The 25,588-nt window shown below is 65.1% G+C and carries 28 protein-coding genes and 1 tRNA gene; 15 read left to right on the top strand and 14 right to left on the bottom strand.

What is annotated here, in order from left to right; genetic code table 11:
• The first annotated feature begins 4 nt into the window (after positions 1 to 4).
• The 4 genes from J2R78_RS25820 (at position 5) to J2R78_RS25805 (ending at position 4,756) form a co-directional block, all read left to right on the top strand.
• Positions 5 to 778: a DUF2182 domain-containing protein gene (locus J2R78_RS25820; RefSeq protein WP_253607310.1), complete on the top strand. Its 774-nt coding sequence runs from the start codon at positions 5 to 7 to the stop codon at positions 776 to 778.
• Between the two features lie 660 nt (positions 779 to 1,438).
• Positions 1,439 to 1,735, top strand: coding sequence for a hypothetical protein (locus tag J2R78_RS25815; RefSeq protein ID WP_253607309.1), 297 nt, complete (start codon positions 1,439 to 1,441; stop codon positions 1,733 to 1,735).
• 302 nt (positions 1,736 to 2,037) lie between these two features.
• Positions 2,038 to 4,170 (top strand): flagellar biosynthesis protein FlhA, encoded by a 2,133-nt coding sequence (flhA, locus tag J2R78_RS25810; protein ID WP_225160586.1) that lies wholly within the window; start codon positions 2,038 to 2,040, stop codon positions 4,168 to 4,170.
• A gap of 385 nt (positions 4,171 to 4,555) precedes the next feature.
• On the top strand, positions 4,556 to 4,756 hold the full coding sequence (locus tag J2R78_RS25805; protein WP_092090232.1) for a hypothetical protein: 201 nt from the start codon (positions 4,556 to 4,558) through the stop codon (positions 4,754 to 4,756).
• Positions 4,757 to 5,039: 283 nt separating this feature from the next.
• Here J2R78_RS25805 and J2R78_RS25800 read toward each other — a convergent pair whose 3' ends face one another.
• The 4 genes from J2R78_RS25800 to fliI form a co-directional block, all read right to left on the bottom strand.
• Positions 5,040 to 6,008, bottom strand: a complete 969-nt coding sequence (locus J2R78_RS25800) for an anti-sigma factor domain-containing protein (protein WP_253607308.1) — start codon at positions 6,006 to 6,008, stop codon at positions 5,040 to 5,042.
• A 3-nt stretch (positions 6,009 to 6,011) separates the two neighbouring features.
• A complete protein-coding gene (locus tag J2R78_RS25795; protein WP_253607307.1) occupies positions 6,012 to 6,557 on the bottom strand; it encodes a sigma-70 family RNA polymerase sigma factor in 546 nt (181 codons plus the stop codon).
• Between the two features lie 211 nt (positions 6,558 to 6,768).
• Positions 6,769 to 7,188 carry a flagellar export protein FliJ gene (gene fliJ / locus J2R78_RS25790; RefSeq protein WP_016848565.1) on the bottom strand — a complete coding sequence of 140 codons (420 nt, stop codon included), beginning with the start codon at positions 7,186 to 7,188 and terminating at the stop codon, positions 6,769 to 6,771.
• 108 nt (positions 7,189 to 7,296) lie between these two features.
• The gene (gene fliI, locus J2R78_RS25785; RefSeq protein WP_028335735.1) at positions 7,297 to 8,622 is read right to left on the bottom strand and encodes a flagellar protein export ATPase FliI; all 1,326 of its coding nucleotides are present in this window, start codon (positions 8,620 to 8,622) and stop codon (positions 7,297 to 7,299) included.
• 367 nt (positions 8,623 to 8,989) lie between these two features.
• Between fliI and ctrA the strand changes: the two genes are divergently transcribed.
• The 5 genes from ctrA (at position 8,990) to J2R78_RS25760 (ending at position 12,228) form a co-directional block, all read left to right on the top strand.
• Complete coding sequence (ctrA, locus tag J2R78_RS25780; RefSeq protein ID WP_016848562.1) at positions 8,990 to 9,691, top strand: response regulator transcription factor CtrA; 702 nt, start codon at positions 8,990 to 8,992, stop codon at positions 9,689 to 9,691.
• A gap of 166 nt (positions 9,692 to 9,857) precedes the next feature.
• Complete coding sequence (locus J2R78_RS25775) at positions 9,858 to 10,262, top strand: DUF350 domain-containing protein (protein ID WP_057015189.1); 405 nt, start codon at positions 9,858 to 9,860, stop codon at positions 10,260 to 10,262.
• 16 nt (positions 10,263 to 10,278) lie between these two features.
• Positions 10,279 to 10,710, top strand: a complete 432-nt coding sequence (locus tag J2R78_RS25770) for a hypothetical protein (RefSeq protein WP_253607306.1) — start codon at positions 10,279 to 10,281, stop codon at positions 10,708 to 10,710.
• Between the two features lie 108 nt (positions 10,711 to 10,818).
• Entirely contained in the window at positions 10,819 to 11,037 is a 219-nt protein-coding gene (locus tag J2R78_RS25765) for a hypothetical protein (protein ID WP_143029822.1), read from the top strand.
• Positions 11,038 to 11,070: 33 nt separating this feature from the next.
• The gene (locus J2R78_RS25760) at positions 11,071 to 12,228 is read left to right on the top strand and encodes a glutathionylspermidine synthase family protein (protein ID WP_253607305.1); all 1,158 of its coding nucleotides are present in this window, start codon (positions 11,071 to 11,073) and stop codon (positions 12,226 to 12,228) included.
• Between the two features lie 159 nt (positions 12,229 to 12,387).
• Here J2R78_RS25760 and J2R78_RS25755 read toward each other — a convergent pair whose 3' ends face one another.
• From J2R78_RS25755 to chpT, 6 genes are all read right to left on the bottom strand, one after another.
• On the bottom strand, positions 12,388 to 13,260 hold the full coding sequence (locus tag J2R78_RS25755) for a protein-glutamate O-methyltransferase CheR (protein ID WP_092090226.1): 873 nt from the start codon (positions 13,258 to 13,260) through the stop codon (positions 12,388 to 12,390).
• Positions 13,257 to 14,423 carry a chemotaxis response regulator protein-glutamate methylesterase gene (locus tag J2R78_RS25750; RefSeq protein WP_253607304.1) on the bottom strand — a complete coding sequence of 389 codons (1,167 nt, stop codon included), beginning with the start codon at positions 14,421 to 14,423 and terminating at the stop codon, positions 13,257 to 13,259. Before J2R78_RS25750 ends, J2R78_RS25755 begins: the two co-directional genes overlap by 4 nt.
• A gap of 130 nt (positions 14,424 to 14,553) precedes the next feature.
• The gene (locus J2R78_RS25745; protein ID WP_018273268.1) at positions 14,554 to 14,919 is read right to left on the bottom strand and encodes a PleD family two-component system response regulator; all 366 of its coding nucleotides are present in this window, start codon (positions 14,917 to 14,919) and stop codon (positions 14,554 to 14,556) included.
• 63 nt (positions 14,920 to 14,982) lie between these two features.
• Positions 14,983 to 15,453, bottom strand: a complete 471-nt coding sequence (locus tag J2R78_RS25740; RefSeq protein ID WP_155262142.1) for a chemotaxis protein CheW — start codon at positions 15,451 to 15,453, stop codon at positions 14,983 to 14,985.
• Between the two features lie 73 nt (positions 15,454 to 15,526).
• Complete coding sequence (locus tag J2R78_RS25735) at positions 15,527 to 18,283, bottom strand: hybrid sensor histidine kinase/response regulator (RefSeq protein ID WP_253607303.1); 2,757 nt, start codon at positions 18,281 to 18,283, stop codon at positions 15,527 to 15,529.
• Positions 18,284 to 18,485: 202 nt separating this feature from the next.
• Entirely contained in the window at positions 18,486 to 19,133 is a 648-nt protein-coding gene (chpT, locus tag J2R78_RS25730) for a histidine phosphotransferase ChpT (RefSeq protein WP_253591253.1), read from the bottom strand.
• 140 nt (positions 19,134 to 19,273) lie between these two features.
• On the opposite strand from chpT, the gene cysQ reads away from it, so the two are divergent.
• Positions 19,274 to 20,101 (top strand): 3'(2'),5'-bisphosphate nucleotidase CysQ, encoded by an 828-nt coding sequence (cysQ, locus tag J2R78_RS25725; protein WP_253607302.1) that lies wholly within the window; start codon positions 19,274 to 19,276, stop codon positions 20,099 to 20,101.
• On the opposite strand, the gene J2R78_RS25720 is transcribed toward cysQ, so the two are convergent.
• Entirely contained in the window at positions 20,102 to 20,566 is a 465-nt protein-coding gene (locus J2R78_RS25720; protein ID WP_076830784.1) for a YHS domain-containing (seleno)protein, read from the bottom strand. It abuts the gene before it with no gap.
• A 153-nt stretch (positions 20,567 to 20,719) separates the two neighbouring features.
• Here J2R78_RS25720 and J2R78_RS25715 point away from each other — a divergent pair, with 153 nt between their 5' ends.
• From J2R78_RS25715 to J2R78_RS25705, 3 genes are all read left to right on the top strand, one after another.
• Positions 20,720 to 21,325: a DUF1134 domain-containing protein gene (locus J2R78_RS25715; RefSeq protein ID WP_016843676.1), complete on the top strand. Its 606-nt coding sequence runs from the start codon at positions 20,720 to 20,722 to the stop codon at positions 21,323 to 21,325.
• Positions 21,326 to 21,561: 236 nt separating this feature from the next.
• Positions 21,562 to 22,845: a hypothetical protein gene (locus J2R78_RS25710; protein WP_253607301.1), complete on the top strand. Its 1,284-nt coding sequence runs from the start codon at positions 21,562 to 21,564 to the stop codon at positions 22,843 to 22,845.
• A 113-nt stretch (positions 22,846 to 22,958) separates the two neighbouring features.
• Positions 22,959 to 23,033: transfer RNA gene (locus J2R78_RS25705), tRNA-Val, on the top strand.
• A 92-nt stretch (positions 23,034 to 23,125) separates the two neighbouring features.
• Here J2R78_RS25705 and J2R78_RS25700 read toward each other — a convergent pair.
• Entirely contained in the window at positions 23,126 to 23,431 is a 306-nt protein-coding gene (locus J2R78_RS25700) for a hypothetical protein (RefSeq protein ID WP_253607300.1), read from the bottom strand.
• Positions 23,432 to 23,610: 179 nt separating this feature from the next.
• On the opposite strand from J2R78_RS25700, the gene J2R78_RS25695 reads away from it, so the two are divergent.
• A complete protein-coding gene (locus J2R78_RS25695; protein ID WP_038386291.1) occupies positions 23,611 to 23,982 on the top strand; it encodes a DUF4118 domain-containing protein in 372 nt (123 codons plus the stop codon).
• Between the two features lie 67 nt (positions 23,983 to 24,049).
• On the opposite strand, the gene J2R78_RS25690 is transcribed toward J2R78_RS25695, so the two are convergent.
• A complete protein-coding gene (locus J2R78_RS25690) occupies positions 24,050 to 24,190 on the bottom strand; it encodes a hypothetical protein (protein ID WP_016843686.1) in 141 nt (46 codons plus the stop codon).
• Between the two features lie 180 nt (positions 24,191 to 24,370).
• Here J2R78_RS25690 and J2R78_RS25685 point away from each other — a divergent pair, with 180 nt between their 5' ends.
• Complete coding sequence (locus J2R78_RS25685; protein WP_253607299.1) at positions 24,371 to 24,604, top strand: hypothetical protein; 234 nt, start codon at positions 24,371 to 24,373, stop codon at positions 24,602 to 24,604.
• Positions 24,605 to 25,012: 408 nt separating this feature from the next.
• On the opposite strand, the gene J2R78_RS25680 is transcribed toward J2R78_RS25685, so the two are convergent.
• On the bottom strand, positions 25,013 to 25,549 hold the full coding sequence (locus J2R78_RS25680) for a hypothetical protein (protein WP_076830771.1): 537 nt from the start codon (positions 25,547 to 25,549) through the stop codon (positions 25,013 to 25,015).
• Positions 25,550 to 25,588: the final 39 nt, after the last annotated feature.

The following is a 25,588-nucleotide window of genomic DNA, read 5'->3' as shown; positions in this document are numbered from 1 at the left end:
CACCATGAGCGAGACATCGGCGCTCGAACACGTCCTGCGGCATGACCGCCTGATCTTTGCAGGCGGCATCGCCGCGGTGATGGCGCTGGCCTGGGCCTATCTCCTGGCCGGCGCCGGCATCGACATGAGCATGGCTGATATGCCGATGGATCCGACGCCATGGACGCCTTCCTATGCCGTGCTGGTGTTCGTCATGTGGTTGACGATGATGGTCGCCATGATGATCTCGAGCGCCGCGCCGATGGTGTTGCTGTTCGCCGCCCTGAAGCGCAAGCAATCGGCAACGCCCTCTCCCCTCGCTGAGGCCTGGATATTCCTGTGCGGCTATCTCGTGATCTGGGCCGGCTTCAGCCTCGCCGCGACGCTGGCGCAATGGCAACTCGACCTCGCCGGCCTCTTGTCGATGGCGATGGCTGCTACCAGCGCGACGCTCGCCAGCGGCGTCCTGCTGCTGGCCGGGCTCTACCAGTTCACGCCGCTCAAGCGCGCCTGCCTGCGCTACTGCCAGAGCCCGGTGCTGTTCCTGAGCCGGCACTGGCAACCGGGCACGGCCGGTGCGCTGCGCATGGGGCTGCGGCACGGCCTTTACTGCCTCGGCTGCTGCTGGTTCCTGATGGCATTGCTGTTCGTCGGCGGCGTGATGAACCTGCTCTGGATCGTCGGCATCACCGTCTACGTCGCCTGCGAGAAGCTGCTCCCGGTCGGCCACCGCCTCAGCTATGCCGCCGGCGCCGCGTTGATTGTGGCGGGACTGATCGTGCTCGTGCATACGACTTGAGAAAGTGTCCGGACGTGTAGGAATATCGATCGCGCGACGGCGATCATCCTGTCGAAGAAGATTGAAAGCAGTGCGAGCTGGTTCACACTTGCCATTCGTCATCCGTGCCAAGATCGTTCGGACGGTGGATTGTGCGTCGCAGGCCGGCAGCGCTGCCTGTGACGGAACTGACGAGCGACAGACGCTCGCGTGCTGGCGTCAAGCCAGATGCCCCACGCCCCCGGCCGTCGCGCCGAGAGAACCGCATGCATTTCATCGGAGGGTACATCATGCATACCTTGCCCGCAGAATGGCTACCCGTTTCAACTGCGCCAGCAGACCGGGATCTTGAAGTCTGTGTCCTGGACTATGATGGAATGGTCCATGCGCTCGTGGTCCCCTGCCACAAGGACGGCGCCGACTGGGTCGTTGGTTCAAATGACCACGTCCATGTTCAACCGACGCATTGGCGCAGTTGGACTGAGCCCGCCTAAAGCGGGCCCCTGCACCGCCGGGCGGACCCGGCGCAGGGCCGCCGGGGACGCTCCATGGCGCGCCCGGACGAGTTACCGCCATCGCGCCGCACGGGCAAGAGCCCCGGTGCAGCGTCAATCTCGCGCCAGCCCATGAAATCGGCTAGACTTATCGCGTGAGGTTCAAGGGTGGGCCAGGAGGCTCGTCATGGAATCACACGTGATCCCTTTCGAAAATCGCTGGACCAACGGCAAGCATGCCTGGGAATGGCACTGCGAGCTCGAGCGGCTGGGCGTGCCGACAGTCCGGACGATGTACTGCGAGCATGAAACGCACCGTCGCAACAAGTCGGCGGTGGTGTTCGACATCCCCGCGGGCTTTGTCCACGACTGGCTGGCCTTTCATGACCGGCGCGCCGCCCGGCAGCAGTTCTTATGGCGCGCCAGCGTCATCACGCTCGGCATCATCGCCGCATCGGGCGTCGTGCTCGGTGCGCTCAAATAGAGGCCGCGAGGCCATCCCCGAACAGCCGGACGATCCAGCCTACCCGCCCGAACCCCCGACGCCTCGGGCCGCGACGTCCGCGCACCCCCTCCGCGCGGCCTTTGGACGGCCCTTATTAACCCTTTGCTAACCATACACCCGGCAAGAATTGCCGAGTGAAGTCGAGTGTCGTCGAACGCGTCTAACGGGCGGAGATCCCCGTGAACGCCAGCGCGGTGCCTCACTTTCGGAACGGCGGCCCTGCGGCCGTCGCGCAGACGCTTGGCGGCCGCAGCCGCCAGTCGCGGGGGAGCGCGGCTACCATGGTCGACATCACGGCGGGTCAGGGCACGGCAGGCAAGAGCGGATTGCCGAGCCTCGGCGAGATCGGCGACATCCTGAAGCGCGGCGATATCGCGCTGGCGATCGGCGTCCTCACCATCCTGGTGGTGCTGATCCTGCCGCTGCCCTCGATCGTGCTCGACCTTTTCCTGGCGGTCTCGATCACGGTCTCGATCCTGATCCTGATGACCTCGCTGTTCATCCAGGCGCCGCTGGAATTCTCGTCGTTTCCGACCATCCTGCTGATCTCGACCATGCTGCGGCTGTCGCTGAACATGGCCTCGACCCGGCTGATCCTGAGCCACGGCCACGAGGGCACGGCGGCCGCCGGCCACGTCATCGAGGCGTTCGGCAACTTCGTGATGGGCGGCAACTTCGTGATCGGCATCATCGTGTTCGCGATCCTGGTGATCGTGAACTTCGTGGTCATCACCAAGGGTTCGGGCCGCATCGCCGAAGTTGCCGCACGCTTCCAGCTGGATTCGATGCCCGGCAAGCAGATGGCGATCGACGCCGATCTCTCCGCCGGCCTGATCGACGAGAAGGCCGCCAAGGAGCGCCGCAAGGCGCTGGAAGACGAGAGCGGCTTCTTCGGCGCCATGGACGGTGCCTCGAAATTCGTCCGCGGCGATGCCATCGCCGGTCTTTTGATCGTCGGCATCAACATCGTCGGCGGCATTATCATCGGCGTCGCCCAGCAGGGCCTCTCCTTCAGCGAAGCCGCCCGCACCTACACCGTGCTGACGGTCGGCGATGGCCTCGTCACCCAGGTGCCCGCGCTGATCGTCTCGACCGCCGCCGGCCTCCTGGTCTCCAAGGCCGGCATCACCGGCGCCGCCGACAAGGCGCTGATGCGCCAGCTCTCCGGCTATCCGCAGGCGCTCGGCATGTCGGCCGGCGTGATGCTGGTGCTGGCGCTGCTGCCGGGCATTCCGACGCTGCCGTTCCTGGCGCTCGGCTCCGGCGCCGCGGTGCTGGCCTGGAACGCACGCAAGCAGAAGCGGGCTGCGAAGGCGGCCGAAACGGCAGCAGCCGCCGCCCCTGCTGCAGCCGCGGCCGCCGCCGCTGCGGCCGCGGAGGAGCCGATCGCCGCCGCGCTGAAGATCGACGACCTCAAGATCGAGCTCGGCTACGCGCTGCTGCCGCTGGTTAACGGCCCCGACGGCACCGACCGCCTGACCGAGCAGATCAAGGCGCTGCGCCGCTCGCTGGCCATCGAGATGGGTTTCGTGATGCCGGCGGTGCGCATCCTCGACAACGTCCAGCTCGAAGCCAACAGCTACGTCATCAAGATCAAGGAAGTCGACGCCGGCACCGGCAAGATCTGGCCGAGCCAGTTCATGGTCATGGACCCCGCCGGCAACCAGGTGCAACTGCCCGGCATCCACACCATCGAGCCGACCTTCGGCCTGCCGGCGACCTGGGTCGACGCCGGCCTGAAGGAAGAGGCCGCGCTGAAGGGCTACACCGTGGTCGACGCCGCGACCGTGCTGTCGACGCATCTGACCGAGCTGCTCAAGACCAACATGGCGGACCTGTTGTCCTACGGCGAGGTGCAGAAGCTCTTGAAGGACCTGCCGAAGGAGCAAGGCGAGCTGATCAAGGACATCGTGCCGGGCCAGGTAACGGTGTCGGGCATCCAGCGCGTGCTGCAATTGCTGCTCGCCGAGCGCATCTCGATCCGCGATCTCTCGACCATCCTCGAAGGCATCGCCGACGCGCTGGCGTTCTCGCGCAATCCGGCCACCATGGTCGAGCACGTCCGTGCCCGGCTGGCCCGCCAGATCTGCGCGCAAAACACCTCGCCGAACGGCTATTTGCCGCTGATCGCGTTGTCGGCGCGCTGGGAGCAGGCGTTTGCGGAATCGATCGTAGGCACCGGCGACGACCGCAGCCTGGCGATGCAGCCCTCGAAACTGTCGGAGTTCATGACCGCCGTGCGCAACGCCTTCGAGCAGGCGGCGCGCGAGGGCGAGGCGCCGGTCCTGGTGACGTCGGCCGCGATCCGGCCGTTCGTTCGCTCACTGGTGGAACGGTTCCGCTCGCAGACCACCGTCCTGTCGCAAGCCGAGATCCATCCCAGGGCCCGGCTGAAGACGGTCGGCAGCGTTTAGAGTCACTTGTTCGGAAGCGTTTTCTGCACGCGAGCCGGGCGTCCACTTCGCGCGAAAACGAGCTAGGGGCCGCAAATCACTTGCGTTTTCGTCTGTGCTTTCTCGCCACAGGCAACTGATTTATGCAGAACAGGCCGGAACGGCCCTATCTGGGATGCAGCATCCCAGCATAATCCCAAGACACTGATATTAAATAGCTTTAATGCGTCTCGGATTACCAAAGGGTCATTTCTGATCGCGCCCGATCACGTCTCATCACGGCCTTGTGATGGCCTCTAGGGAACGGAATCGGCAAATCCTACGTTAGCGGGGCACGAGACGTTGAACCGGACAACAGACCGAACCGACAGATTTACTGAGAGCAGGAAGGCGGCAGGAGACTTCCATGAACCACTCGATCTACAGCGCCGATCGTATGACGCACCTGAAGATTGTGGTTGTGGCGTTGTTCGCCGGTATCCTGGTCGCGGGCTTCGGCATCGCGGCACATAATTCGTCGGATGAGGGATACACCCAGACGGCGCGGGTCATGAAGGCCGGCAAGCCCGTCGCGATCACCAGCACCAGCAACTCGCTGGTCCGCTAACAGGAGAGTTTCACGAATTCACGTAGTGTTCTTTACAGCCCCCCAAAGTCGCTGCGTGGATATTTAAGACCCCCAACTACCCCCAAGTTGACTATCGAAAACGCCCGCTCCCCACGGGCGTTTTCTTTTTTTGCGGGTGGCCGACGCGACATCTTATCCACGTCATTGTGAGCGCAGCGAAGCAATCCACTGTCACCGCTCGTGCGGAAGGGTGCATTGCTTCGCTGCGCTCGCAATGGGACGGGCGGCCACCATCGGCAACCTCTGACGATGGGCGGCTGGCCTATCGCGGCGGCGAACCCGACGCGCCCGGTACGGTCTCGATCAGCTTCCCGGTGAAGATCGGCGCCGAGGTCGGCTGGCCGTTCGGCGAGCCGCCGGCCTGCTCGACGGTCACCGCATAGGTGGCGCCGTTGATCACGTCAGAATCGTAGCCCGACAGCACCGGCCGCGCGGTGAAATCATCGGCGCCGATCACGCCGAGCGAGCGCGGCTGCGGCAGCTTGTCGGAGATCAGCCAGAGCTCGAAACTTTTGCCGGGCTCCGACGGGGCGCCGACCTTGCGGACGGTGAAGTTCTTGGTGGCGCCGTCGATGGTCATGATGAAGGCCGGCCCGCCATTCGGCCCCTGCAGCAGCGCGACATATTGCGCCGACGGCGTCAACGCTGGCGCCGGCGTCTTCACTTCGACGGTCTGGATGCGCGGCTTCGGCCGGATCGCATTCGGCAGAGCGTCGGGCTTGTAGATCTGCAGGCCGAGCGTCACCAGCAGCGCGGCCGCGATCGCGGTCGCGGCCGACGCGATGCCGCGCCAGCGTTTGACGCGGCCCGTCAGCGCGGTCACGTTGCGCTCGTCGAAGATGACCCGCGGCGGTCGGGCCTCGGGCAGCCTCCGGGGCTCGGGCGACTGCGCAGGCTCCGGATCGAACGCCGAGCCGAATTCGGGATCGTCCGTGATTGGCGAAGGCGGCGGCGTCACCGTCATGGCCGGCGTCTCCGGCAGCACCAGCGGCGCCTGCGGCGCGCTCGTGTGGCCGATCGCCGCCTTGATGTTGTCCCAAACCGCCGGACGCGGCTCGACCAGGCCGACCATCTGATTCAGCGGCCCGAGCCTGAACTGCCAGGCCTGCACCAGGGCTGCGAACTCGCTGTCGACGACCATCATGGTCTCGACCTGCGCGCGCTCCTCGGCATCGAGCGTACCGAGCGCATATTCCGCGGCGAGCGCGATATGGTCTTCGCTATAGGCCATCAATCAGAGTCCAAGACACTCCCGGATATCCATCAGGCTGCGGCGCAGCCAGGTCTTCACCGTGTTCACCGGCGTCTCGAACTTTGCGGCGAGTTGCTCGCGGCTCCAGCCGTTGTAATAGGCGAGCAGCACGAGCTTCTGACGATCCGGCTCCAAACGACCGACGCACTCCAGCAATCGCTTCAACTCTTCCGTCATCTCCCGTCGCGCCAGTGGATCGGGCTGGTCGGCTGCGACCTCCATCGCCGCCGGCTCTTCCTCCAGCGAGGCCTCGCCGCGCTTGCGCACCACGTCAATGGCGCGGTTGCGCGCGATCGACGTCATCCACGTGATCGGGGATGACAGGGCTGGGTTGAACTGCCCGGCGCTGTTCCAGATCTTGACGTAAGCCTCCTGAATGACCTCCTCGGCGAGGTCCTGTCGCCGCAAGATACGGAGCACGACGCCGAAGAGTTTCGAGCGGGTCGCGGCGTACAGCCGCTCGAAGGCGGCCTCATCCCCCTTGGCGACGGCGGCGATCAGCCAGACCAGCTCAGCCGGCGTCAGCATCTTGCGCCCTCCAAGCCCCGATCCCCCATCGCCTCATTGCCACCGTGCTGCCGATCATCCGTCCTGACCGGTGGTAGCATATTTTGGGACACCACGATCCGCCAAGGGGCTAACAAGTGGCCGGCAAGTCGGCGGCTTGTGGACAGCGCCCAGCAAAAAGCCCGGGCGATCGGCCCGGGCTCTCAATCTGGTCAGCGGAGGGAGCGAGGGTTCAGGCGATGACGCCGAGACGGGCCCGCATCAGGCCGATCGAATCCATGTCGGCTTGTTCGCGAGCGCTCTCCTCCGCGCGTTCGCGCGCCTGGTCGCGCTCGTCGAGCAACTCGACCTTCTTCAATTCCTCGAATGCCTCCGACAGCAGCGCCTTGGCGTCGTCGAGCTGGGCGCGCAGTTCGTCGGCCGAACGGGTCAGGTTCTCGCGGCGCTGGATCGCGGCCTTGGCATAGGTCGGATAGGCGAAGTGCGTGGGGTCGTTGATCCCGGCGCGCTCCTGCTCGGTCTGGATCTCGCGCTCGAGCTCGACCGACATGCGCTGGAAGTCGGCGATCATGCCTTCGATCTGGGTAACCCGACGGCGCTTCTCGTCGACCTGAAATTTCTTCAGGCGAATCAGCGTTTCACGTGACTTCATCGACTCATACTCCCCAGAAGTCCCAAATCTGAACGCGGGACAGAGCCGGCTCCCCGCTGGGCCCCGCCGGCATAGCTATGGTGTGCCGGTGATGATGGCCCGACAAAGTTAGCGTTCCGTTTCCAAACCCGACAGGATTTGAGCCAGTTGCCGGTAGCCGTCGGGAAGGCTGGTGGACTCGTCCTTGGCCTGGCGCAGGTAGGCCTCGAGTGGCTCATGCAGCCGGATCGCCTCGTCGACCTCCGCGCTGGAACCCGGCCGGTAGGCCCCGAGCCGGATCAATTCCTCCATGTCGGCATAGGTCGCCATCACCTGCCGCGCCTTGTTGATGTAGGGCAGGAAGTTGGGGTCGGCCGACCGCGGCATGGTGCGCGACACCGACTTGAGGATGTTGACCGCGGGATAGCGGCCGCGCTCGGCGATCGCCCGCTGCATCACGATATGGCCGTCGAGGATGCCGCGCACCGCGTCCGCGATCGGCTCATTGTGATCGTCGCCGTCGACCAGCACGGTGAAAATCGCGGTGATGGTGCCGTCGCCGGTGCCCGGCCCTGCCCGCTCGAGCAGCTTGGGCAATTCGGTGAACACGGTCGGCGTGTAGCCCTTGGCGGTCGGCGGCTCGCCCGCCGAGAGGCCGATCTCGCGCTGCGCCATCGCAAAGCGCGTCACCGAGTCCATCAGGCACAGCACGTCCTGGTCCTCGTCGCGGAAATATTCCGCGATGGCGAGCGTCAGATACGCCGCCTGGCGCCGCATCAGCGCCGGCTCATCCGAGGTCGCGACCACCACGACCGAGCGCGCCAGCCCCTCCTCGCCGAGATCCTCCTGGAGGAATTCCTGCACCTCGCGGCCGCGTTCGCCGATCAGCCCGATCACCGAGATCGCGGCATCGACATTGCGCGCCAGCATCGACAGCAGCACCGACTTGCCGACGCCGGAGCCGGCGAAGATGCCGAGCCGCTGGCCGCGACAGCAGGTCAGGAAAGTATTGAGACCGCGCACGCCGAGATCGAGCGGCGGGCCGACCCGCTTGCGCGAATGCGCCGGCGGCGGCGAGTTGCGGTAGGACATCGGCGAGGCGCCCTGCACCAGCGGGCCCTTGCCGTCGATCGGCTCGCCCATCGCGTTGACGACGCGGCCGAGCCAGGCCGGCGACGGCCGCACCTGGCTCGCCGCATTGGCGATCACCGCGCGGCAACCGCGCCTCACGCCATCTAATCCGCCGAACGGCATCACCACCGCGTTCTCGCCGGAGAAGCCGATCACCTCGGCGGGGATGAAGCGGCCCGCGCCGACGTCGATCACGATGCGGGCGCCGACCGACATCGCGTGAATGGGGCCCGCGATCTCGACCATCAGCCCGCGGACGCCGACCACACGGCCATAAATATTGACGCCGTCGATGTCGCCGATCTGCTCCGCGAGCGCCTTCATTGCGAAAACCTTAAGTTTCCGCTTTTTTGCTCCGGCCGCTTAACTTCGTGTTTACCCGCATCATTAATCATTGCGTCACTGTCTTTGGTGACTGAGGTCGCTTGCCCATCAGAAGAAGGGCGAGTCGCGAGAGTCGGTTAGGCCCGGCTCTTAATGTGGAAACTGAACGAGCGCGGTTAGGAAAAGCTTCTTCTACGCAATATCTTAGGGCGATTCGACAAAAATTGCACGGTTAGAGCTTGCGTCGAGGAATCAGTTTTTGTTAACCATATCTCGTCAGGATCCGAATCAGTTGTTCAAAGGCGTTTTGTGAGTGCCGCAAGTGCGGCCGACCTGACGCCCGGAGCGGCGACTATAGGGGACTGGCATGCGCGTTTTGCTGATTGAAGATGATAGCGCCGTCGCGCAGTCGATCGAATTGATGCTCAAATCCGAGAGTTTCAACGTCTACACGACGGACCTCGGCGAAGAAGGTGTCGATCTCGGCAAGCTTTACGACTACGACATCATCCTGCTCGACCTCAACCTGCCCGACATGTCCGGCTACGACGTGCTCAAGCAGCTCCGGGTTTCGAAGATCAAGACTCCCATTCTGATCCTCTCCGGCCTCGCCGGCATCGAGGACAAGGTCAAGGGTCTCGGCGTCGGCGCCGACGACTACATGACCAAGCCCTTCCACAAGGACGAGCTGGTTGCCCGCATCCACGCGATCGTGCGCCGCTCCAAGGGGCACGCCCAATCGGTCATCCAGACCGGCGATCTCGTGGTCAATCTCGACACCAAGACGGTCGAGGTCGGCGGCCAGCGCGTGCATCTGACCGGCAAGGAATACCAGATGCTGGAGCTGCTCTCGCTCCGCAAGGGCACCACCCTCACCAAGGAAATGTTCCTCAACCATCTCTACGGCGGCATGGACGAGCCGGAGCTGAAGATCATCGACGTCTTCATCTGCAAGCTCCGCAAGAAGCTCGCCAACGCCTCCGAAGGCCGCAACTTCATCGAGACCGTGTGGGGCCGCGGCTACGTGCTGCGCGAGCCGCACGAGGCCGACGAGCGTATTCCCGCCTGACCTTCTGGGCCCGCAGAGAACCGCAAGGTTCGCTCCTTTCGACCTGAACCCCGCCGCAAATGGCGGGGTTTTTGTTTGGATTGAACCGGCTCTCGGCATGCGCCGACCAAGGGAACGTGCAATCCTGCCTCGCGCGAATCCCGACGAACTCCCGGACCGCCCCGACATGATCCTGCAATCCCTCGCCGGCCTGCCGGCGTTCCTGGTCTATTTCTGCACGGCGCTGATCGCCGTGGTCGCCTACCTCTTCGTCTACACGCGCGTCACCCCGCATGACGAATTCCAGCTGATCCGCGACAACGATCCGGCGGCGGCGATTGCGCTGGGCTTAAGCCTGCTCGGCTTCGTGCTGCCGGTGGTCAGCGCGATCGCCCACTCCGCCAATGTGGTGGACTGCCTGATCTGGAGCATCATCGCGCTGATCGTGCAGATCATCGTCTATTACATCGTGAAGATCCCGGTGCCGAACCTGTCGGGGCGGATCGCCTCCGGCGAAATGGCGCCGGCGATCTGGCTCGGGCTGTCCTCGCTGGCCGCAGGCGCGCTGAACGCGGCCTGCATGATCTACTGAGCCGTTGAGCCAAACCATGGCGCGCAAACCGAACCCGGACTTCGGCAAACGGCGACCGGTCGTGCCGGCGGTGCCGACGCCGCCGCGGCCGGATGCGCCATCCAAGCGCTCCAACCACGTCGCGCTGCTCTTGATGGGAACGCTCGCGGTCGGCGGCAGCGCCTACGCGCTGATGCCGCGGCCGAATTGCCAGCCGGTGCCGCCGACGCCGCCGGGCGTCACCGCACCGGGCGTCGCCACGCCGGTCCCGCCACAACCCGGCGCTGACTGCACGTCGCGCAGCTCATCGTCCGGATCGGGCGGCAGCAGCGGCTCGCGCAGCAGCTTCTACAGCGGCAGCTCGTCGTCGAGCGGCTCCTCCTCTTCCTCGAGCTCGTCGTCAAGCTCGTCGGTGAGCCGCGGCGGCTTCGGTTCGTTCGCGCATGCGTTCGGCTTCAGCGGCGGCTGATGCATGTTGCCGTGTCATCGCCGTGTCATCGCGCTTTCGCTTGCCCGGCGAACGCAGCTGATGGAAACTCGGCATGGCTCCGCAGACGGCAAGGCAGGGATTGCGTCCATGAAACGCTCGCGCCGCGTATGGCTGAAATTGATGGGAAGTATCGCGATCGGCGCGGCGTCGATCGGCCTGACGCCAAGCCATGCCCGCAGCCACCACCATGCAGGACACGGAACGAAGGGAAAGTCGGCGGAACGGTCACCCTCCGGCGGCTTCGGCGGCGCGCCGCGCACCATCGCCCGCTACGGCGACGACGATCCGTCGCATGGCGGAAGCTGACACCAGGCTGACGAGCGAGCGCGGTTTCCCCTCATGCAACGCATCGCATGTCCCGAACGCGACGATTGGCGGACGACTGCCGAGAACGCCGGCTTCACCTTCCACACCATCGACGGCGAACGGTATTGGGACGAGCGCGCCTATTACGCCTTCACGCTGGACGAGATCGAGCGCTCGATCGAGGCGCCGACCGGCGAGATCGACGCGATGTGTCTCGAGCTCGCCGGACGCACGGTCAGGGATGAGCGCTATCTGCGCCGGCTGAAAATACCGGAGGCGTTCTGGGATCTGATCGCTGCAAGCTGGCGCCGCAGGAATCCGAGCCTGTACGGCCGGCTCGATCTCACCTTCGACGGCCGCGGCCCGGCCAAGCTGCTCGAATACAATGCCGACACGCCGACCTCGATCTTCGAGGCCGCGGTATTTCAATGGACCTGGCTCGAACAGGCGATTGCGCGCAACATCATCCCGAAGCGCGCCGACCAGTTCAACTCGATCCACGACCGGCTGATCGAGGCCTGGAAAAGGATCGGCGCGACCCACCCGCTGCATCTCACCGGACTGACCGGAAATCCCGAGGACGCCGGCACGCTCGCCTATCTCGAGGACACCGCGGCGCAGGCCGGGCTGAAGACCACGCTGCTCGACATCGAGGAGATCGGACTGCGCGACGACGGTCAATTCGTCGACCTCGACGAACGCCCGATCGCGCTCGCGTTCAAGCTCTATCCGTGGGAGTGGATGTTCCACGACGCGTTCGGCAAGAACCTCTCGACCGCGCCGACGCAATGGATCGAGCCGCCATGGAAGGCGATCCTCTCCAACAAGGGCATCCTGCCGCTGCTCTGGGAGATGTTCCCGAACCACCCCAATCTGCTGCCGGCCTATTTCGAGGACGACCCGCAGGCCGCCCAGCTCGGCACGTCGTTCGTGCGCAAGCCGATCTATTCGCGCGAGGGCGCCAATGTCGAGCTGGTCAGCGCCGGCGTCACGCTGGTCGCCGAGCAAGGCCCCTACGGCGCCGAAGGCTTCATCCGCCAGGCGCTGGCGCCGCTGCCGAATTTTTCCGGGCAGTATCCGGTGCTCGGCAGCTGGCTGGTGGACGGCACGCCCTGCGGACTCTCGATTCGGGAAGACGAGAATCCAATCACCGGCAACACCTCGCGCTTCCTGCCGCACGCGATTTTGTAGTTCATGAACGTTGAAAGAACGCGGCTCTGTCGCCGTCATCCTGAGGTGCGAGCGCTTGCGAGCCTCGAAGGATGCACGGCCCCGCTGGTGGCCGTCGACCCTTCGAGACGCCGCTTCGCGGCTCCTCAGGGTGACGGGGTTAAAGCGAGATGTCTCGTCTCACCGCGCAGCGGACGCAACCGCCTTCAGCACATGCAGCGCGGCGCCGGCGCGCGCGACTGGCGCAGTGTTTGGCTGATAGAGCCCGCGCCGGTCGGGATATGGCCTGAACAGGTTGGTGATGCCGACCACGGATTCCGCCGCGCCAAGCGCCAGCACGCCGTCGGGCTCGAGCATCCGGGACACCTTGCCGAAGATACCGGCCTTGGTCTGCTGATCGAAATAGATCAGCACATTGCGGCAGAAGATCACGTCGAAGGTGCCGAGATGCGAGACGTCCTGCAACAGATTGAGCTGGCGGTGCTGCACCATGCCGCGGATATCGGCGTTGAGCTGCCAGAGCTCGCCCTTCTGCACGAAATACTTGACCAGCAGCTGGATCGGCAGGCCGCGCTGCACCTCGAACTGGCTGAACAGGCCGGCCTTGGCCTTTTCGAGCACCGCCTGCGACAGGTCGGTGGCGATGATCTCGATGCGCCAGCCGGCAAACAGCGCAGTCATCTCCTTCAGCAGCATCGCGATCGAATACGGCTCCTGCCCGGTCGACGACGCCGCGCACCAGATGCGCAAGCTGCGGCGCGCCGCGCGCGCCTGCGCGAGCGCGGGCAGCACCGCTTCCTTCAGATGGTCGAACGGGATCTTGTCGCGAAAGAAGAAGGTCTCGTTGGTGGTCATCGCTTCGACCACCTCCGATGTCAGCAGCTCCGCGCCGCCCTTCATCCGCTGCACCAGCTCGGGAATCCCGGCGAGGTTCGACCGGCGCGCCAAGGGCAGCAGGCGGCTCTCGACGAGATATTGCTTGTCGGCGGAGAGATCGAGGCCGGAACGCTCCTTCAGCAGCTTACGCAGATACTCGTAGTCCAGCGGCGTCACGAACGGTCTCCCGCAAATACCCGAACAAGCTTCGGTGCGATCTGATTGAGCGGCAGCACCGCGGCGCAGATGCCGGCATTGACCGCGGCACCGGGCATGCCCCACACCACGCTGGTTGCTTCGTCCTGCGCGATCACGCTGCCGCCGGCGGCGACGACGTCCTTGCCGCCGCGCATGCCGTCGGAGCCCATGCCGGTCAGGATCACCGACATGATGCTGCCCTGCCAGACATCGATCGCGGAGGTGAACATCGGATCGACCGCGGGCTTGCAGAAATTGACCGGCGGCCCGTCGTCGAGCGCGATCGTGGCATCGATGCCGTGACGGGCAATCCGCATGTGGCGTCCGCCCGGCGCCAGATAGATCTGGCCCGGCTTGATGCTCTCGCCGTCGATCCCCTCATGCGCCGGCCGCTTGCTGGTACGCGCCAGATGTTCGGCGAGAATGGTGGTGAAGGTCGGCGGCATGTGCTGGGTGATCAGCACCGGGAAGCGATCGATCACCGGGCCGATCTCGGCGACCAGCGTCATCAGCGCCTGCGGTCCGCCGGTCGACGAGCCGATCAGCAGCACCTTGGGCGGCAGCAGGCCGAACGAACGGCGCGTGGCCTGGGCCGGCGCCGTGTGCGCGGCAGCGGGAGTCAGCGGACGCGATCTGTCATGACCGGGCGCAAGCGGCGGGCTTGCCGTCGTGTGCACCGGGCCGCGCCGCGCCCTGGCGCCGAGATGACGGATCTTCTGGATCAGGTCGTGGCGGAAGGTTTCCGCGGCGGTGGCCTCGCGCGTGCTTTCCGGCTTCGGAATGTAGTCGGACGCACCGAGCGAGAGAGCCTTCAGGCTGATCTCCGCGTTGCGGCGGGTCAGCGTGGAGGCCATGATGACGACGAGATCGCGCTTTTTCGCCAGCAGCTGCGGCAGCGCCGAGATGCCGTCGAGGTCTGGCATCTCGATATCGAGCACCGCGACATCGGGGTTGATGCGCTCGAGCTGGTTGACGGCGTCGAGACCGGTGCGCAGCGAGGCGACGACCTCCATGTCGGGCTCGGCGCCGATCCAGCGCGAGATCATCCCGCGGATCACCACGGAATCGTCGACCACCATCACCCGCACCTTGTCGGAACGGGTCGATGTCGGGACCGCAGTACTTGTCAACGCAACACTCATGACTTCACCAGCGACGCAACACGACGCACAACAACCGTTGAGCCGAGGGCTTCTGCCGCCGGATCGAACGAAGAATCTAAGTCAGCATGGTCTTCTCGGAAAACCGGTTCCCACTTTTCCGGATCATGCTCTAAATCAGTCCGACTTCCTGGAACTTCGCGGTGACGATGTCCCGGTCGAACGGCTTCATGATGTACTCGTTGGCACCGGCATGCAGCGCGCGTGCGATATGCGCGACGTCATTCTCGGTGGTGCAGAACACGACCTTGGGCTGATCGCCGCCTGGCATGCGGCGGAGATTGCCGAGAAACTCGTAGCCGTCCATGACGGGCATGTTCCAGTCGAGCAGCACGGCTTCCGGCATCGCGCGCTTGCAAGCCTCGAGCGCCTTGGCGCCGTCCTCGGCCTCGACGATCTGGAAGTCGAGCCCTTCCAGGATGCGGCGGGCGACCTTGCGAATGACGCTTGAGTCATCGACAACAAGACAGGTTCTCATCTGCGACCTCTACTTCCTCATCCCCGGTGGGATGTTTCAGTTCTTCAGTTCGGGCGGCCCTGTTCACGCCGCTTTGGCATCAGGCACCAGTTCGAGCACGCGATCGACATCGAGGACGACCATGAGCTGGCCGTCGAGGCGATGGACGCCGCCGGCGAGCTTGGCCATGCGGGGATCGAGGTTGACCGGGTTGTCCTCGCGGCTGTCGTCGGGCAGCCGCAGCACCTCGCCGATCTGGTCGATCAACAGGCCATAGGATTCGCCGCGCTGGTCGACGCCGACCGCCATCGGAGGCTTACCGTCGTCGGCCTTCGGCAGCCCGAGCCGGGCGCGCATGTCGACCACGGTGACGATGCGGCCGCGCAGATTGAGCACGCCGGCGATCTCGCTGGAGGCCAGCGGCACCCGCGTCAGCCGCTCCGGCATGAACACGTCCTGCACCCGCGAGATCGGCAGGCCGAACAGCTGCCCGCCGATCACGGCGGTGACGTATTCGGCCATGGCGCCTTCGCTTGTCTCGGTCTTGCTGGTCATCGATGAACCTTTTGTTTGAGCATGATCCGATCGGAAAACCGCTTCACACTTTTCCGGATCATGCTCTCTTCCCTCAAGCCGCGCGGCGCAGTTCGGCGGTCTGCTCTTTCAGCGCCGCGATCAGCCCGGGACGATCAAACTTGGCGACATAGTCGTGGAAGCCGGCCTGCCGGCCGCGCTCGATCGCCGCCGGCGACACCATCGCCGACAGCGCGATGATCGGCAGCCCGATCAGATTGTGGTCCGAGCGGATGTTCTCGGCGAACTCAAAGCCGTTCATCTCGGGCATCTCGATGTCGGTCAGCACGACGTCGAAGCTCTGTCCCGAACGCAGCGCCGCGAGCCCTTCCTGCGCGCCGCCCGCGGTCCTGACCTTGTAGCCGGCGGCTTTGAGCACCGGCGCCAGCATGTTGCGGAAGAACGCTGAGTCATCGACCAGCAGCACCGACTGCGCCGAGGCCGACGGGCGCATCTCCTTGCGCGAGAACCAGTCGGCGAACGCCATCGGCAGGAAGTGGCCGACGTCGATCACCTCGGTGGCCTGGCCCTTGATCACGGCCGAACCCAAAATGCCGTCCTGCGAACCCGCGACCTCGATGTTGAGCCGCTCCTCGACGATGTCGATGATCTCGTCGACCACGAGCCCCATCGAGCGGCCGTCGTCGGCGAACACCAGGATCGGCTGCGAGCCCTGCGACTGCACCTCGACCCCGGCCATCTGCACCAGCGGCATCAGCTGCTCGCGGTACTGCACCATGTAGCGGCCGTTCGAGAGCTCGATCTTGTCGGTTGCGATCTCCTCCAGCCGGGTGACGAGGCCGAGCGGCACCGCCTTGGGCTGCGAGGAGCCGGCGCGGAACACCAACAGCGAGGTCAGTTGCTCGCCGCTTGCGGCGTGGGCGTTCGCATTCTCGTCGGCGAGGTCATGGGCCGAGGAGCCGGACGCGCCGAGGGCTTTCGCAATGCCGTTGGGGTCGATGATCATGATGACGGCGCCATCGCCCAGAATGGTGTTGCCGGAGAACATGTCGATGTGCCGCAGCTTGGTCGACATCGGCTTGACCACGATCTCCTCGGTGTGGAACACGCCGTCGACCACGATGCCGAAGGTCTGGCTGCCGACTTGCGTGACCACGATGAAGCCGTTCTCGGCGTCGGTGGTGGTCGCGCCGTCGTCGATCTTCAAGAGCTTCTTGAGATGGATCAGCGGCAACAGCTTGTTGCGCAGCCGCAGCACTGCGGTGTCCTTGATGCGCTCGATGCGGTGCTCGGAGTTGGCGCGGGCCCGCACCAGCTCGACGACAGACAATTGGGGAATCGCAAAGCGGTCGCCGCCGGCTTCCACGATCAAAGCGGAGACGATCGCCAAGGTCAGCGGGATCTTGATGGTGACCGAGGCGCCCTCGCCGGCCACGCTCTTGATGTCGATGGTGCCGCCGATCTGGTCGATATTGGTGCGCACCACGTCCATGCCGACGCCGCGGCCGGACACCGAGGTGACTTGGGCGGCGGTCGAGAAGCCCGGCGCGAAGATGAACTTGTGGATCTGGGCCTCGGCCATCTTCTCGAGTTCGGCCTCGGTGACGAGACCGTTCTGGAGCGCCTTGGCCTTGATCCGCTCGGTGTTGAGCCCGCGGCCATTGTCGGCGATGCAGATGATGATGTGGCCGCCTTCGTGGTAGGCGGAGAGGCGAATGGTGCCCTGTTCCGGCTTGCCGGCTGCGAGGCGCTCGGCGGTGGTCTCCAGCCCGTGATCGGCGGAGTTGCGCACCATGTGCGTCAGCGGATCCTTGATCAGGTCGAGCACCTGGCGGTCGAGCTCGGTGTCGGCGCCGTGCATCTCGAGCTCGATCTGCTTGCCGAGTTCGCCGGAGAGGTCGCGGACGATGCGCGGCAGCTTCTGCCAGGCATTGCCGATCGGCTGCATGCGCGTCTTCATGACGCCTTCCTGCAGCTCGGCGGTGACGTTGGAGAGCCGCTGCAGCGGCACCTTGAACTCGGTGTCCTCGTTGCGGCGGGAGATCTCCAGCAGCTGGTTGCGGGTCAGGACCAGCTCGGAGACCATGGTCATGAGGTGTTCGAGGGTGTCGACATTGACCCGGATCGACTGGTTGGCGATCTTGTCGCCTTCCTGGACCTCCTCACCGGCGGCCTTGCGGGCCGGCTTCTTCACAGCCTCAGCCGGCTCGGCGGCGGCAGCAGGTGCAGGCTTCACGGCCGGCGCCGGTGCGGCGACTTCGGTCTCGGTCTCGCGGAAGGCGCGCTCGAGCTCGTCGAGCGAGACCTCGCCCGGACGCAGCGGACGCTCCAGCGTCTGCACCACCAGCGTGCCTTCGGTCATCGCCGCCTGCACCGACGGAGCTTCGACGACCGGCACGTCTTCCTCGGCAGCAACCGGCATCGACTGCGTCGAGCCTGACGATATCGACTGCGTCGAATCGGACATCGCCGCCATGCCGTGCTCGACCATCGCTTCCAGCTGATCGATCAGATCGCGGTCGTTGCCCTCGGGCTCGGCCTCGGTCGCCTCGAGCCCGCCGAGGATCTCCTTGATGCGGTCGATCGAGGACAGGATCAGCGTCACGGCTTCCGCCGTCACCGGCATGCCGTCGCGGAATTTGCCCATCAAGGTCTCGCCGGCATGCGCCAGCGCTTCCAGCCGCGGCAGCCCGAGGAAGCCGCAGGTGCCCTTGATGGTGTGCACAAGCCGGAAGATGTTATCCAGGATCTTCGCGTTGTTCGGATCCTGCTCGAACTGCACCAGCTGGTTGTCGACCGTATCCAGGCTCTCGCTGCTCTCCGTCAGGAACTCGCGCAACAGATCGTCCATGAAACCAACCTTCGAAAAACGCCGAAAACGCAGCGGCGCGCAACATCGACGCGCCTGACGGAACTCAGGTCAGCTTCTCCGCAAAGCGTTTAAGTTTGGTTGAGCAAATGGAAAGGAACGGGATCAACAAAGAGATAAGGCCGCGCGATCGAATCGCGCGGCCGGTCGTAACCTTTGATTAATGATATCGGCGCGGCCGCGGTCAGGACGCGGCAATGATGACCTTGTCGCCGTCGAGCGCGAGCGTCACCTTCAGCCCGCAGGCTTCCGCCAGCAGGCGGGTGTAGTGCGGTTGTACCGCATGCGCATCGACCGTGTTCGGCGAGGTTGCATTCAGGAGATCGACGATGTTCTGCGGCACGCGCGCATTGAGGCCCGCGGCCGTGATGCGGAAGCTCATCGCCTCGCCTTCGCCGACCGGGTCGATGGTGAGCGTGCCGCCGCGCGGAATGGTCTGCTGCGCAATGACCAGCATGTTCAAGAGCAGCTTGACCCGGTTCTTGGGCAACAGCAGCCGCGGCAAATTCCAGGTCAGCGTCACCTTGCCGTCCTCGATATGCCCCTTCGCCATGTTCTGGGCATCGCCGAGGTCGATCTGCGCGCCGGAGGAACCGGCCGCGCCGAACGCCAGCCGGCAGAACTGCAGCCGCGCCGAAGCGGTCTTGGCGCTCTTGCGAATCAGATCGAGCGCGAAGTCGCGATCTTCGGGCTTGGGATTGTCGTCAAGGACCTCAAGGCCATTGACGATCGCGCCAACCGGACTGATGAGATCGTGACAGACCCGCGAGCACAAGAGCGCCGCGAGTTCGAGCGCGTCGGGAGCGGGACCGGGAGACGAAGTGCCAGACATCAATTGTTTCCTGGAAAGCCGCACGCCGACCGAGGAGTGCGAATCACGCATGCCTGTCGGCTTGATACACCGCGCAGACGGATGCTGCCAGCTTGCGGCGACGCTGATAAGGGAACACAAACAGGATATGAGATCCGCTCATGAATAAGGCACAGCCGTCCCTGATCGGCTGCGAGGCCGCCGCGACGCTGCTCGAATCACTGACCGAACTTGTGATCCGCGCCGGCGAGGCAATTCTTGCCGTCAATCGTTCCGCGATGAATGTGACCGGCAAGAGCGACGGTTCGCCGGTCACCGAGGCCGATCTCGCCGCCGACCACATCATCGTCGAAGGCCTGACGCGGCTCGCGCCGCAGGTGTCGCTGCTGTCGGAGGAGCGCGTCCATCTGGCGACGCCGCCTTACAAGGACAGTTTCTTCCTGATCGATCCGCTCGACGGCACCAAGGAGTTCGTCGCCGGCCGCAATGAATTCACCGTCAATGTGGCGCTGGTCACGCAAGGCGTGCCGCTGCTCGGCATCGTCGGCGCACCGGCACTCGGGCTGATCTGGCGCGGCATCGTCGGCAAGGGCGCGGAGCGGCTGACGCTGCAGGGCAGCGCGGTTTCGCAGGGGGTGCCGATCAAGAGCCGTCCCTGCCCGCCGCGCGGCGCGCCATGGACGGTGGCAGTGAGCCGCTCGCATGGCGATGCGCGCACCGAAGCCTTCATCGACGCGCGCGGCGGCGCGGTCCGCGCCGTGCTGGGCTCGGCAGTCAAATTCGGCCGTGTCGCCGAGGGCGAAGTCGATATCTATCCCCGCCTGTCGCCGACATCGGAGTGGGATGTGGCGGCCGGTCACGCGGTCGTCGTTGCGGCCGGCGGCAAGGTCACCGATTCGAACGGCAGCCCGTTGCATTTCGGGCTGGGCCGCGAAGACTTTCTGGTGCCGGAATTCATTGCCTGGGGCGACCCGGCCGCGGCGCCGTGATCACTGCGCGAGATTGTCTTCCAGCTCCGGCCAACGCGCCGCGGCTTCCTTCAAAAAGCGCGCGGGATCGGCGGCGAACGCGTCACGGCTGCGTTCCCGGTTGAACAGGTAAAGCCTGTTCCCGACGACGGCCCAGAATCGCGGATTGCCCGCGCAGGTGACGCCCCGCACCAGATCGGTCGGATCGTAACCGCCGAATTGCGGGCCATAGATTTCGGGATGCGCCACGAACGAGGCGCGGTTGCCCTCGTTGCGGAAACGCCAGACCACGCCGTTCTCTGCGGCCTCGAATTCCGGCCGCCCCTGGGTGGCGGCGGCGTCGGTGAAATAGGCGACGGGGTCGAATCCCTCGATCGCCAATCCGGAGTAGCGGTTCGTCACCACGCGCTCGGTTGTGGTGGCCTGAACAGGCAAGGACGGCCAGATGGCCGCCAAAATGCCCGCCAACAGGCCGAAAAACGCCATCCCCCGGCACGATCCATATCTTTCCTGCCGTTGTGCCGTCATAGTTGATACCGATAACATCCGAGTCGAGGGGACACCGGGCGCAACCTAGAGCCGTGCCTGTTGGCATCAGGTTAAAGGGCAGCGCCCGGATTTCGATAGCAGGGGTTCTTAATGACTTTCGCATCACGCCTTGCCGCGGTCGCGTTTGCCGCGCTGATGTGCTGGAGCGCAGGGGCGTCCGCGCAGCAGGGCCCGCCACCGCAATATCCGCCGCCACAGCGTGAGCCGACCCCGTATACTTACGGGCCCGACGAACTGGTCAATGCCGGACACAAGTTCTTCGGCAATGTCTCGCGCGGACTCGCCTCGGTCATCGAGCGCGCCGTCAGCCAGTGGGGCCTGCCCAATGGTTATGTGCTCGGCGAGGAAGGCTCCGGCGCCTTCGTGGCCGGGCTGCGCTATGGCGAAGGCACGCTCTACACCAAGAACGCCGGCGACCTCAGGGTCTACTGGCAGGGTCCCTCGGTCGGCTTCGACTGGGGCGGCGACGGCGCGAGGACCATGACGCTGGTCTACAACCTGCCTTCGACCCAGGCGATCTATCAGCGCTTCGTCGGCATCGACGGCTCGGCCTATATCGTCGGCGGCTTCGGCATGACGGCGCTGACCGCCAACAACATCGTGCTGGTCCCGATTCGCTCGGGCATCGGCTTGCGGCTCGGCGCCAGCGTCGGCTATCTCAAATTCACCCCGCGCGCGACCTGGAACCCGTTCTAGGCGTTTCCAGCCGAGCGGACGCCGGTTCGCATCAAGAAAACGCGTCAGGACAGAATCCAGAGCTTCGTTCCGATTCAATCGGAACGAAGCACGAGGTCGCAGCCCTGATCGGGCGATGAGGCCGGCGCTCCGGCACGGTTAGCAATTCAGGTTAACGCGGCAATCGGGCTGGCCTTTGGCCGGCCCGCCGTGGCATTGTGATTAACAAATTCCTTCTTTTCTTGGAGTGACCCTTCATGATCGAGCCGATCATGTACGCGGCGATCGGTTTCCTGATCTCGATGCTGTGCGGCCTGATGATCGTTCCGCTGGTGCACAACCGGGCGGTGCGGCTGACCACGCGCCGCATGGAGGCGGCCACCCCGCTGTCGATGGCCGAGATCCAGGCCGACAAGGACCAGCTCCGCGCCGAATTCGCCATGTCGGCCCGCCGGCTCGAGATGAGCGTCGACCAGCTCAAGAGCAAGACCACGAGCCAGCTCGCCGAGCTCGGCAAGAAGACCGATGCGATCAACCGCATGAAGATCGAGCTCGGCGAGAAGAACGCCGCGATCTTCGCGCTGGAAGCGCGCGAAAAGGCGATGAAGGATCAGCTTCGCGCCACCGAGGAAGAGTTCTCGGCCAAGACCGAGCTGTTGCGCAACGCCGAGCAGGCGCTGACCGACAAGCAGGGCGAGCTCGGCAAGATCAACGCCGAGCTCAACGACCGCGCGATGACCGCCGACAGCCGCCAGATCGAACTGGTCGCGGTGCGGACCCAGGTCGAGGAGCTGAAGAATCGGGTCGGCGATGCCGCCAGGGAATTCGCGGCAACCGAAGCCCGCCTCGCCCAGGAGCGCAACCAGTCGGAAACTGCAACGCGCGATCTCACCGACGCGCGCGGCCGGGTCGAGAATCTGAGCCAGCGCGTCACCGATCTCGACCGCCAGCTCGTCGCCCAGGTCAAGGAAGCCGAGATGCTCGGCAACCGGGTCAACGACCTCGAAACGCGGCTTGCGACCCAGGGCAAGCTGCTTGCCGAGCGCGAATTCGAGAACGGCCAGTTGAAGCAGGCCAACGCCGCCGCCGAGCGGACCGTGCAGGAGCTGCGCGAGGAGATCGCAGCAGTGGGCGGCGGCAAATCCTCAGCGCTCGAGAAGCTGCGCCAGGAGAAGACTCAAGTCGAGGAGCAGCTGCGCACCGTCAGCGACGAGCGCGGCAAGCTGCAGCGCGACATCAACGCGATCCAGCAGCAGGCCGAGAGCTCCTGGGCAACCGAGCGGATGGAGAATGCGCTGCTGCGCGAGCGCATCAACGACATCGCCGCCGAGGTGGCCAAGCTCGCGATCCAGCTCGAGGGCCCGAATTCGGCGATCGAGGCCATGCTGGCGGCGGAGCCGACGGTGCCGGGCAAGGCGGCGGCCAAGCCCGCCAACGGCGCCTCGCCGGGCAGCGGGATGCCCGAGGGCGGCGGCACGCTCGCCGAGCGCATCCGGGCGCTGCAGTCACACGCCTCCCGCGCCCGCCAGCAAGGGGCGTGATTCCCGCAGGGTTTGGCTTGACACCCCTACCCGGCACTTCGTAAATCGCACGCTCTGACGAAGCGCCGCACTCGACCGGCCGCCGACCAGCGGCCTTTGGCACGTCACATCCCGGACGCATAGCTCAGCGGGAGAGCGTTCCCTTCACACGGGAGAGGTCCAAGGTTCGATCCCTTGTGCGTCCACCATTCCCCTTCGGGGACCGCCTCGTCAAAAATATCGAAAACAACCCCATGCAAAGTAGCCGACGCGTTAGCGGCGGCGGCCCGGCCTTTCCAGCTCACTGCCGGCGGCGGTGCGGGGCGGGTGACGGGTTGGCGTTGCGCCGGCTGAGTTCGCCGAGCAGGTCGCGAACGGCGCCGTCGAGTTCGTCGGGTGGCGGGATGGCGTGAACGGCGCCCGGCGTGCCGGTCCGCCGATACCAGCCGGAGGCGGAGCTGTCGTCATTCGCGGCGCGAACCTGCGGCGCACGAACGTGAGCGCGCGGGGCGGATCGCCGCCGCCGGCGCGAGATCAGCTCGCGTGCGCCGTACCCCGAGATGAAACCGATCCCGGCGACGAGAGCGACAATCAGAAGCTCGAGCATCGTGTTGCCCCCAATCACCGTGCCGCAATGCAATATGCGCGACAATGCGGCGGCGGCTTGACCGGGCCGGTTCCTTTTCACTGTATCGAGCACAACCCTGCCCCTCGGAATCGTACGGGGGTTTTGTTTGCAGGCCTCCTCGGCTACCTTCCCGGAACTCGCGGGGGCCGGGAGTCTGGATGCGCAAGGGCAACGACTACATTTTGAAGCTGCGGCCTTGGTCGTTGTCGACATTCGTCGTCGCCCTGCTTGCGGTGGTGCTGGCCACCGCGACGCAGGAGATGTTCGCGAGCTTCGGCATGCAGTTCTATTTCGCGGGCTTCGTGCCGGCGATCCTGATCGCCGGCCTGATGGGCGGCGCACCCGCCGGCGCCTTTGCCACGATCATCACGGTTCCGATCGTCTGGTGGGCGTTCATGCCGCCCTATTTCGAGTTTTCCTGGCCGACGCCCGACGACTACGACAGCCTGGCGATGTTCCTGCTGTCGAGCGCGCTCTTGGTCTGCTTCTCGCAGCTCTATCGGGAAGCGCTGGCAATTCTGCGGAAGTAGCGGACGGCGCAGGCCGCAACCGGCAGCCGGCGGTGCCGAGCCGGTCGCCCGCGCGGATCGTTCGCCCTCAGATCCCGAACATCCAGATCGCGACGATGGTGGCCAATGTCGCCACGCCGCTGATGGTCCAGCCCACCGCGTAGAAGCTGTCCTCGGGGGCGGTGTCGAGCACCGTATTGGTGGTTTCCGTCATTGACCGCCAGCGCATGGCGTCTCTCCTCGGAACTCCTGCCCGGCCAGATAACGCGGCGCCCGGTTCCCGGTTCCGCAGGCTTCGCGGCGGCCATGCCGTTCACGCACAGCTCACGGACTGCTGATCGGCGCCGCGGAACCCTGCGACATTCTGTCCCGTTGAGGATCGCCGGAAACCAACTTGGGAGAATATCCGATGCGAACACTGATCCTCGCCGCCACCGCCCTTGCCTTCGTCTCGTCCACCGCGCTCGCGCAGGACAAGGCAGGCGGCAGCCCGGCCCCCGCCGCGCAAAGCGGCGACACCGCGACCAAGGGCGAGGCGGCCAAGGCGCCGAAGAAAGCGAAGAAGACCGCCAAGAAATCGAGCGCCAAGACCGGTGCCAAGACCGGTGCCGCCACGACCGGCAGCGATGCCACCAAGCAATAAGCAGAAACAATCGCTCGGTGATCCACCTGGCGATCGCGGACTTGGCGATCACGGAAAAGGCCGCCCGAAGGCGGCCTTTTTACTGTCTCGGTGCGGATGTTGCCTCGGCCCGTCGCGTCGCAATCGAGTCCGCCGACCACCTCGGGCAGTGGAAAGTTGGGGCAGTGGAAGTTGGATCAGTGCAGGCTGGACCAGCGAGCGTTGGACCAGCGAATTCAGGTGCGGGAGGGGGAGCGAAAGAGTTGCGGAGCTGATAATCCGCACCGCCATCGGATCGTTCTGAAAATTGACCACCAGCTCCAGGAATTGCTCCACCTCCCGCACCTTCTGTTGTGCCGCGCGTGCAGGGGCGACGCATGATCCAAACGGGCTATCACTGCAAACGCGAGGAAAGATTCATCGATAGACTTAATGCGGAGCGCCATTGTCGCGCCTGTTCGCGAGCCCGCTCTCGCGTAGCCGCTCGGCAAACCAGAGCGATGTCGCGCTATCGATGGCTCCGCCGGCATAGACCTCGGTAAAGCTCACCCCGCCTTGTCCGACGATCACCAGCACGCCCATCGCATAGGCAAACCAGACATTCGGGTCGGTCAGCGCCTGCAGCTTGCGCTGATCGTGCTCGATCGGCTGGTGATTGCTGTCCTTGCGCAGTTCGATGGCCAGGAGATTGTTCGGGATGTCGCGCTGATGCACGACGATATCGGGATAGATCGACTTGCCGAGATGGTCGTCGGTCGAGCTCCCTGAGCCGCGCGGCAGCCGCAGCGTGCGTTCGCCGAGCCGGTCGTAGTTGCAATCGACCTGCCAGCCGGAAAATTGCCGCTCGACATAGACCGCCAGCCGGTGAGTGAGCGTTCGCTCGCCGAGATCGCGCTCCAGCAGGAACATCTCCTGCGCATAGAATTCCTCCACGGCGGCGATCACCTTGTTCAGCTCGGTCTGCATCGACGCCTCCGACTGGACTGGCCACCGCCGTGGCTATTG

It is taken from the genome of Bradyrhizobium sp. USDA 4538 (genome assembly GCF_024171045.1).
Classification (GTDB): domain Bacteria; phylum Pseudomonadota; class Alphaproteobacteria; order Rhizobiales; family Xanthobacteraceae; genus Bradyrhizobium; species Bradyrhizobium australafricanum.
The sequence above is the reverse complement of the archived record's forward strand: the minus strand, read 5'-3'. Positions and strand labels throughout refer to the sequence as shown.

Bases quoted from the DNA above. Each gene is read 5' to 3' on its own strand.
- J2R78_RS25820 (WP_253607310.1), top strand. From the start codon at position 5: ATGAGCGAGACATCGGCGCTCGAACACGTCCTGCGGCATGACCGCCTG.
- J2R78_RS25815 (WP_253607309.1), top strand. From the start codon at position 1,439: ATGGAATCACACGTGATCCCTTTCGAAAATCGCTGGACCAACGGCAAG.
- flhA (WP_225160586.1), top strand. From the start codon at position 2,038: ATGGTCGACATCACGGCGGGTCAGGGCACGGCAGGCAAGAGCGGATTG.
- J2R78_RS25805 (WP_092090232.1), top strand. From the start codon at position 4,556: ATGAACCACTCGATCTACAGCGCCGATCGTATGACGCACCTGAAGATT.
- J2R78_RS25800 (WP_253607308.1), bottom strand. From the start codon at position 6,008: ATGGCCTATAGCGAAGACCATATCGCGCTCGCCGCGGAATATGCGCTC.
- J2R78_RS25795 (WP_253607307.1), bottom strand. From the start codon at position 6,557: ATGCTGACGCCGGCTGAGCTGGTCTGGCTGATCGCCGCCGTCGCCAAG.
- fliJ (WP_016848565.1), bottom strand. From the start codon at position 7,188: ATGAAGTCACGTGAAACGCTGATTCGCCTGAAGAAATTTCAGGTCGAC.
- fliI (WP_028335735.1), bottom strand. From the start codon at position 8,622: ATGAAGGCGCTCGCGGAGCAGATCGGCGACATCGACGGCGTCAATATT.
- ctrA (WP_016848562.1), top strand. From the start codon at position 8,990: ATGCGCGTTTTGCTGATTGAAGATGATAGCGCCGTCGCGCAGTCGATC.
- J2R78_RS25775 (WP_057015189.1), top strand. From the start codon at position 9,858: ATGATCCTGCAATCCCTCGCCGGCCTGCCGGCGTTCCTGGTCTATTTC.
- J2R78_RS25770 (WP_253607306.1), top strand. From the start codon at position 10,279: ATGGCGCGCAAACCGAACCCGGACTTCGGCAAACGGCGACCGGTCGTG.
- J2R78_RS25765 (WP_143029822.1), top strand. From the start codon at position 10,819: ATGAAACGCTCGCGCCGCGTATGGCTGAAATTGATGGGAAGTATCGCG.
- J2R78_RS25760 (WP_253607305.1), top strand. From the start codon at position 11,071: ATGCAACGCATCGCATGTCCCGAACGCGACGATTGGCGGACGACTGCC.
- J2R78_RS25750 (WP_253607304.1), bottom strand. From the start codon at position 14,423: ATGAGTGTTGCGTTGACAAGTACTGCGGTCCCGACATCGACCCGTTCC.
- J2R78_RS25745 (WP_018273268.1), bottom strand. From the start codon at position 14,919: ATGAGAACCTGTCTTGTTGTCGATGACTCAAGCGTCATTCGCAAGGTC.
- J2R78_RS25740 (WP_155262142.1), bottom strand. From the start codon at position 15,453: ATGACCAGCAAGACCGAGACAAGCGAAGGCGCCATGGCCGAATACGTC.
- J2R78_RS25735 (WP_253607303.1), bottom strand. From the start codon at position 18,283: ATGGACGATCTGTTGCGCGAGTTCCTGACGGAGAGCAGCGAGAGCCTG.
- chpT (WP_253591253.1), bottom strand. From the start codon at position 19,133: ATGTCTGGCACTTCGTCTCCCGGTCCCGCTCCCGACGCGCTCGAACTC.
- cysQ (WP_253607302.1), top strand. From the start codon at position 19,274: ATGAATAAGGCACAGCCGTCCCTGATCGGCTGCGAGGCCGCCGCGACG.
- J2R78_RS25720 (WP_076830784.1), bottom strand. From the start codon at position 20,566: ATGGCGTTTTTCGGCCTGTTGGCGGGCATTTTGGCGGCCATCTGGCCG.
- J2R78_RS25715 (WP_016843676.1), top strand. From the start codon at position 20,720: ATGACTTTCGCATCACGCCTTGCCGCGGTCGCGTTTGCCGCGCTGATG.
- J2R78_RS25710 (WP_253607301.1), top strand. From the start codon at position 21,562: ATGATCGAGCCGATCATGTACGCGGCGATCGGTTTCCTGATCTCGATG.
- J2R78_RS25700 (WP_253607300.1), bottom strand. From the start codon at position 23,431: ATGCTCGAGCTTCTGATTGTCGCTCTCGTCGCCGGGATCGGTTTCATC.
- J2R78_RS25695 (WP_038386291.1), top strand. From the start codon at position 23,611: ATGCGCAAGGGCAACGACTACATTTTGAAGCTGCGGCCTTGGTCGTTG.
- J2R78_RS25690 (WP_016843686.1), bottom strand. From the start codon at position 24,190: ATGCGCTGGCGGTCAATGACGGAAACCACCAATACGGTGCTCGACACC.
- J2R78_RS25685 (WP_253607299.1), top strand. From the start codon at position 24,371: ATGCGAACACTGATCCTCGCCGCCACCGCCCTTGCCTTCGTCTCGTCC.
- J2R78_RS25680 (WP_076830771.1), bottom strand. From the start codon at position 25,549: ATGCAGACCGAGCTGAACAAGGTGATCGCCGCCGTGGAGGAATTCTAT.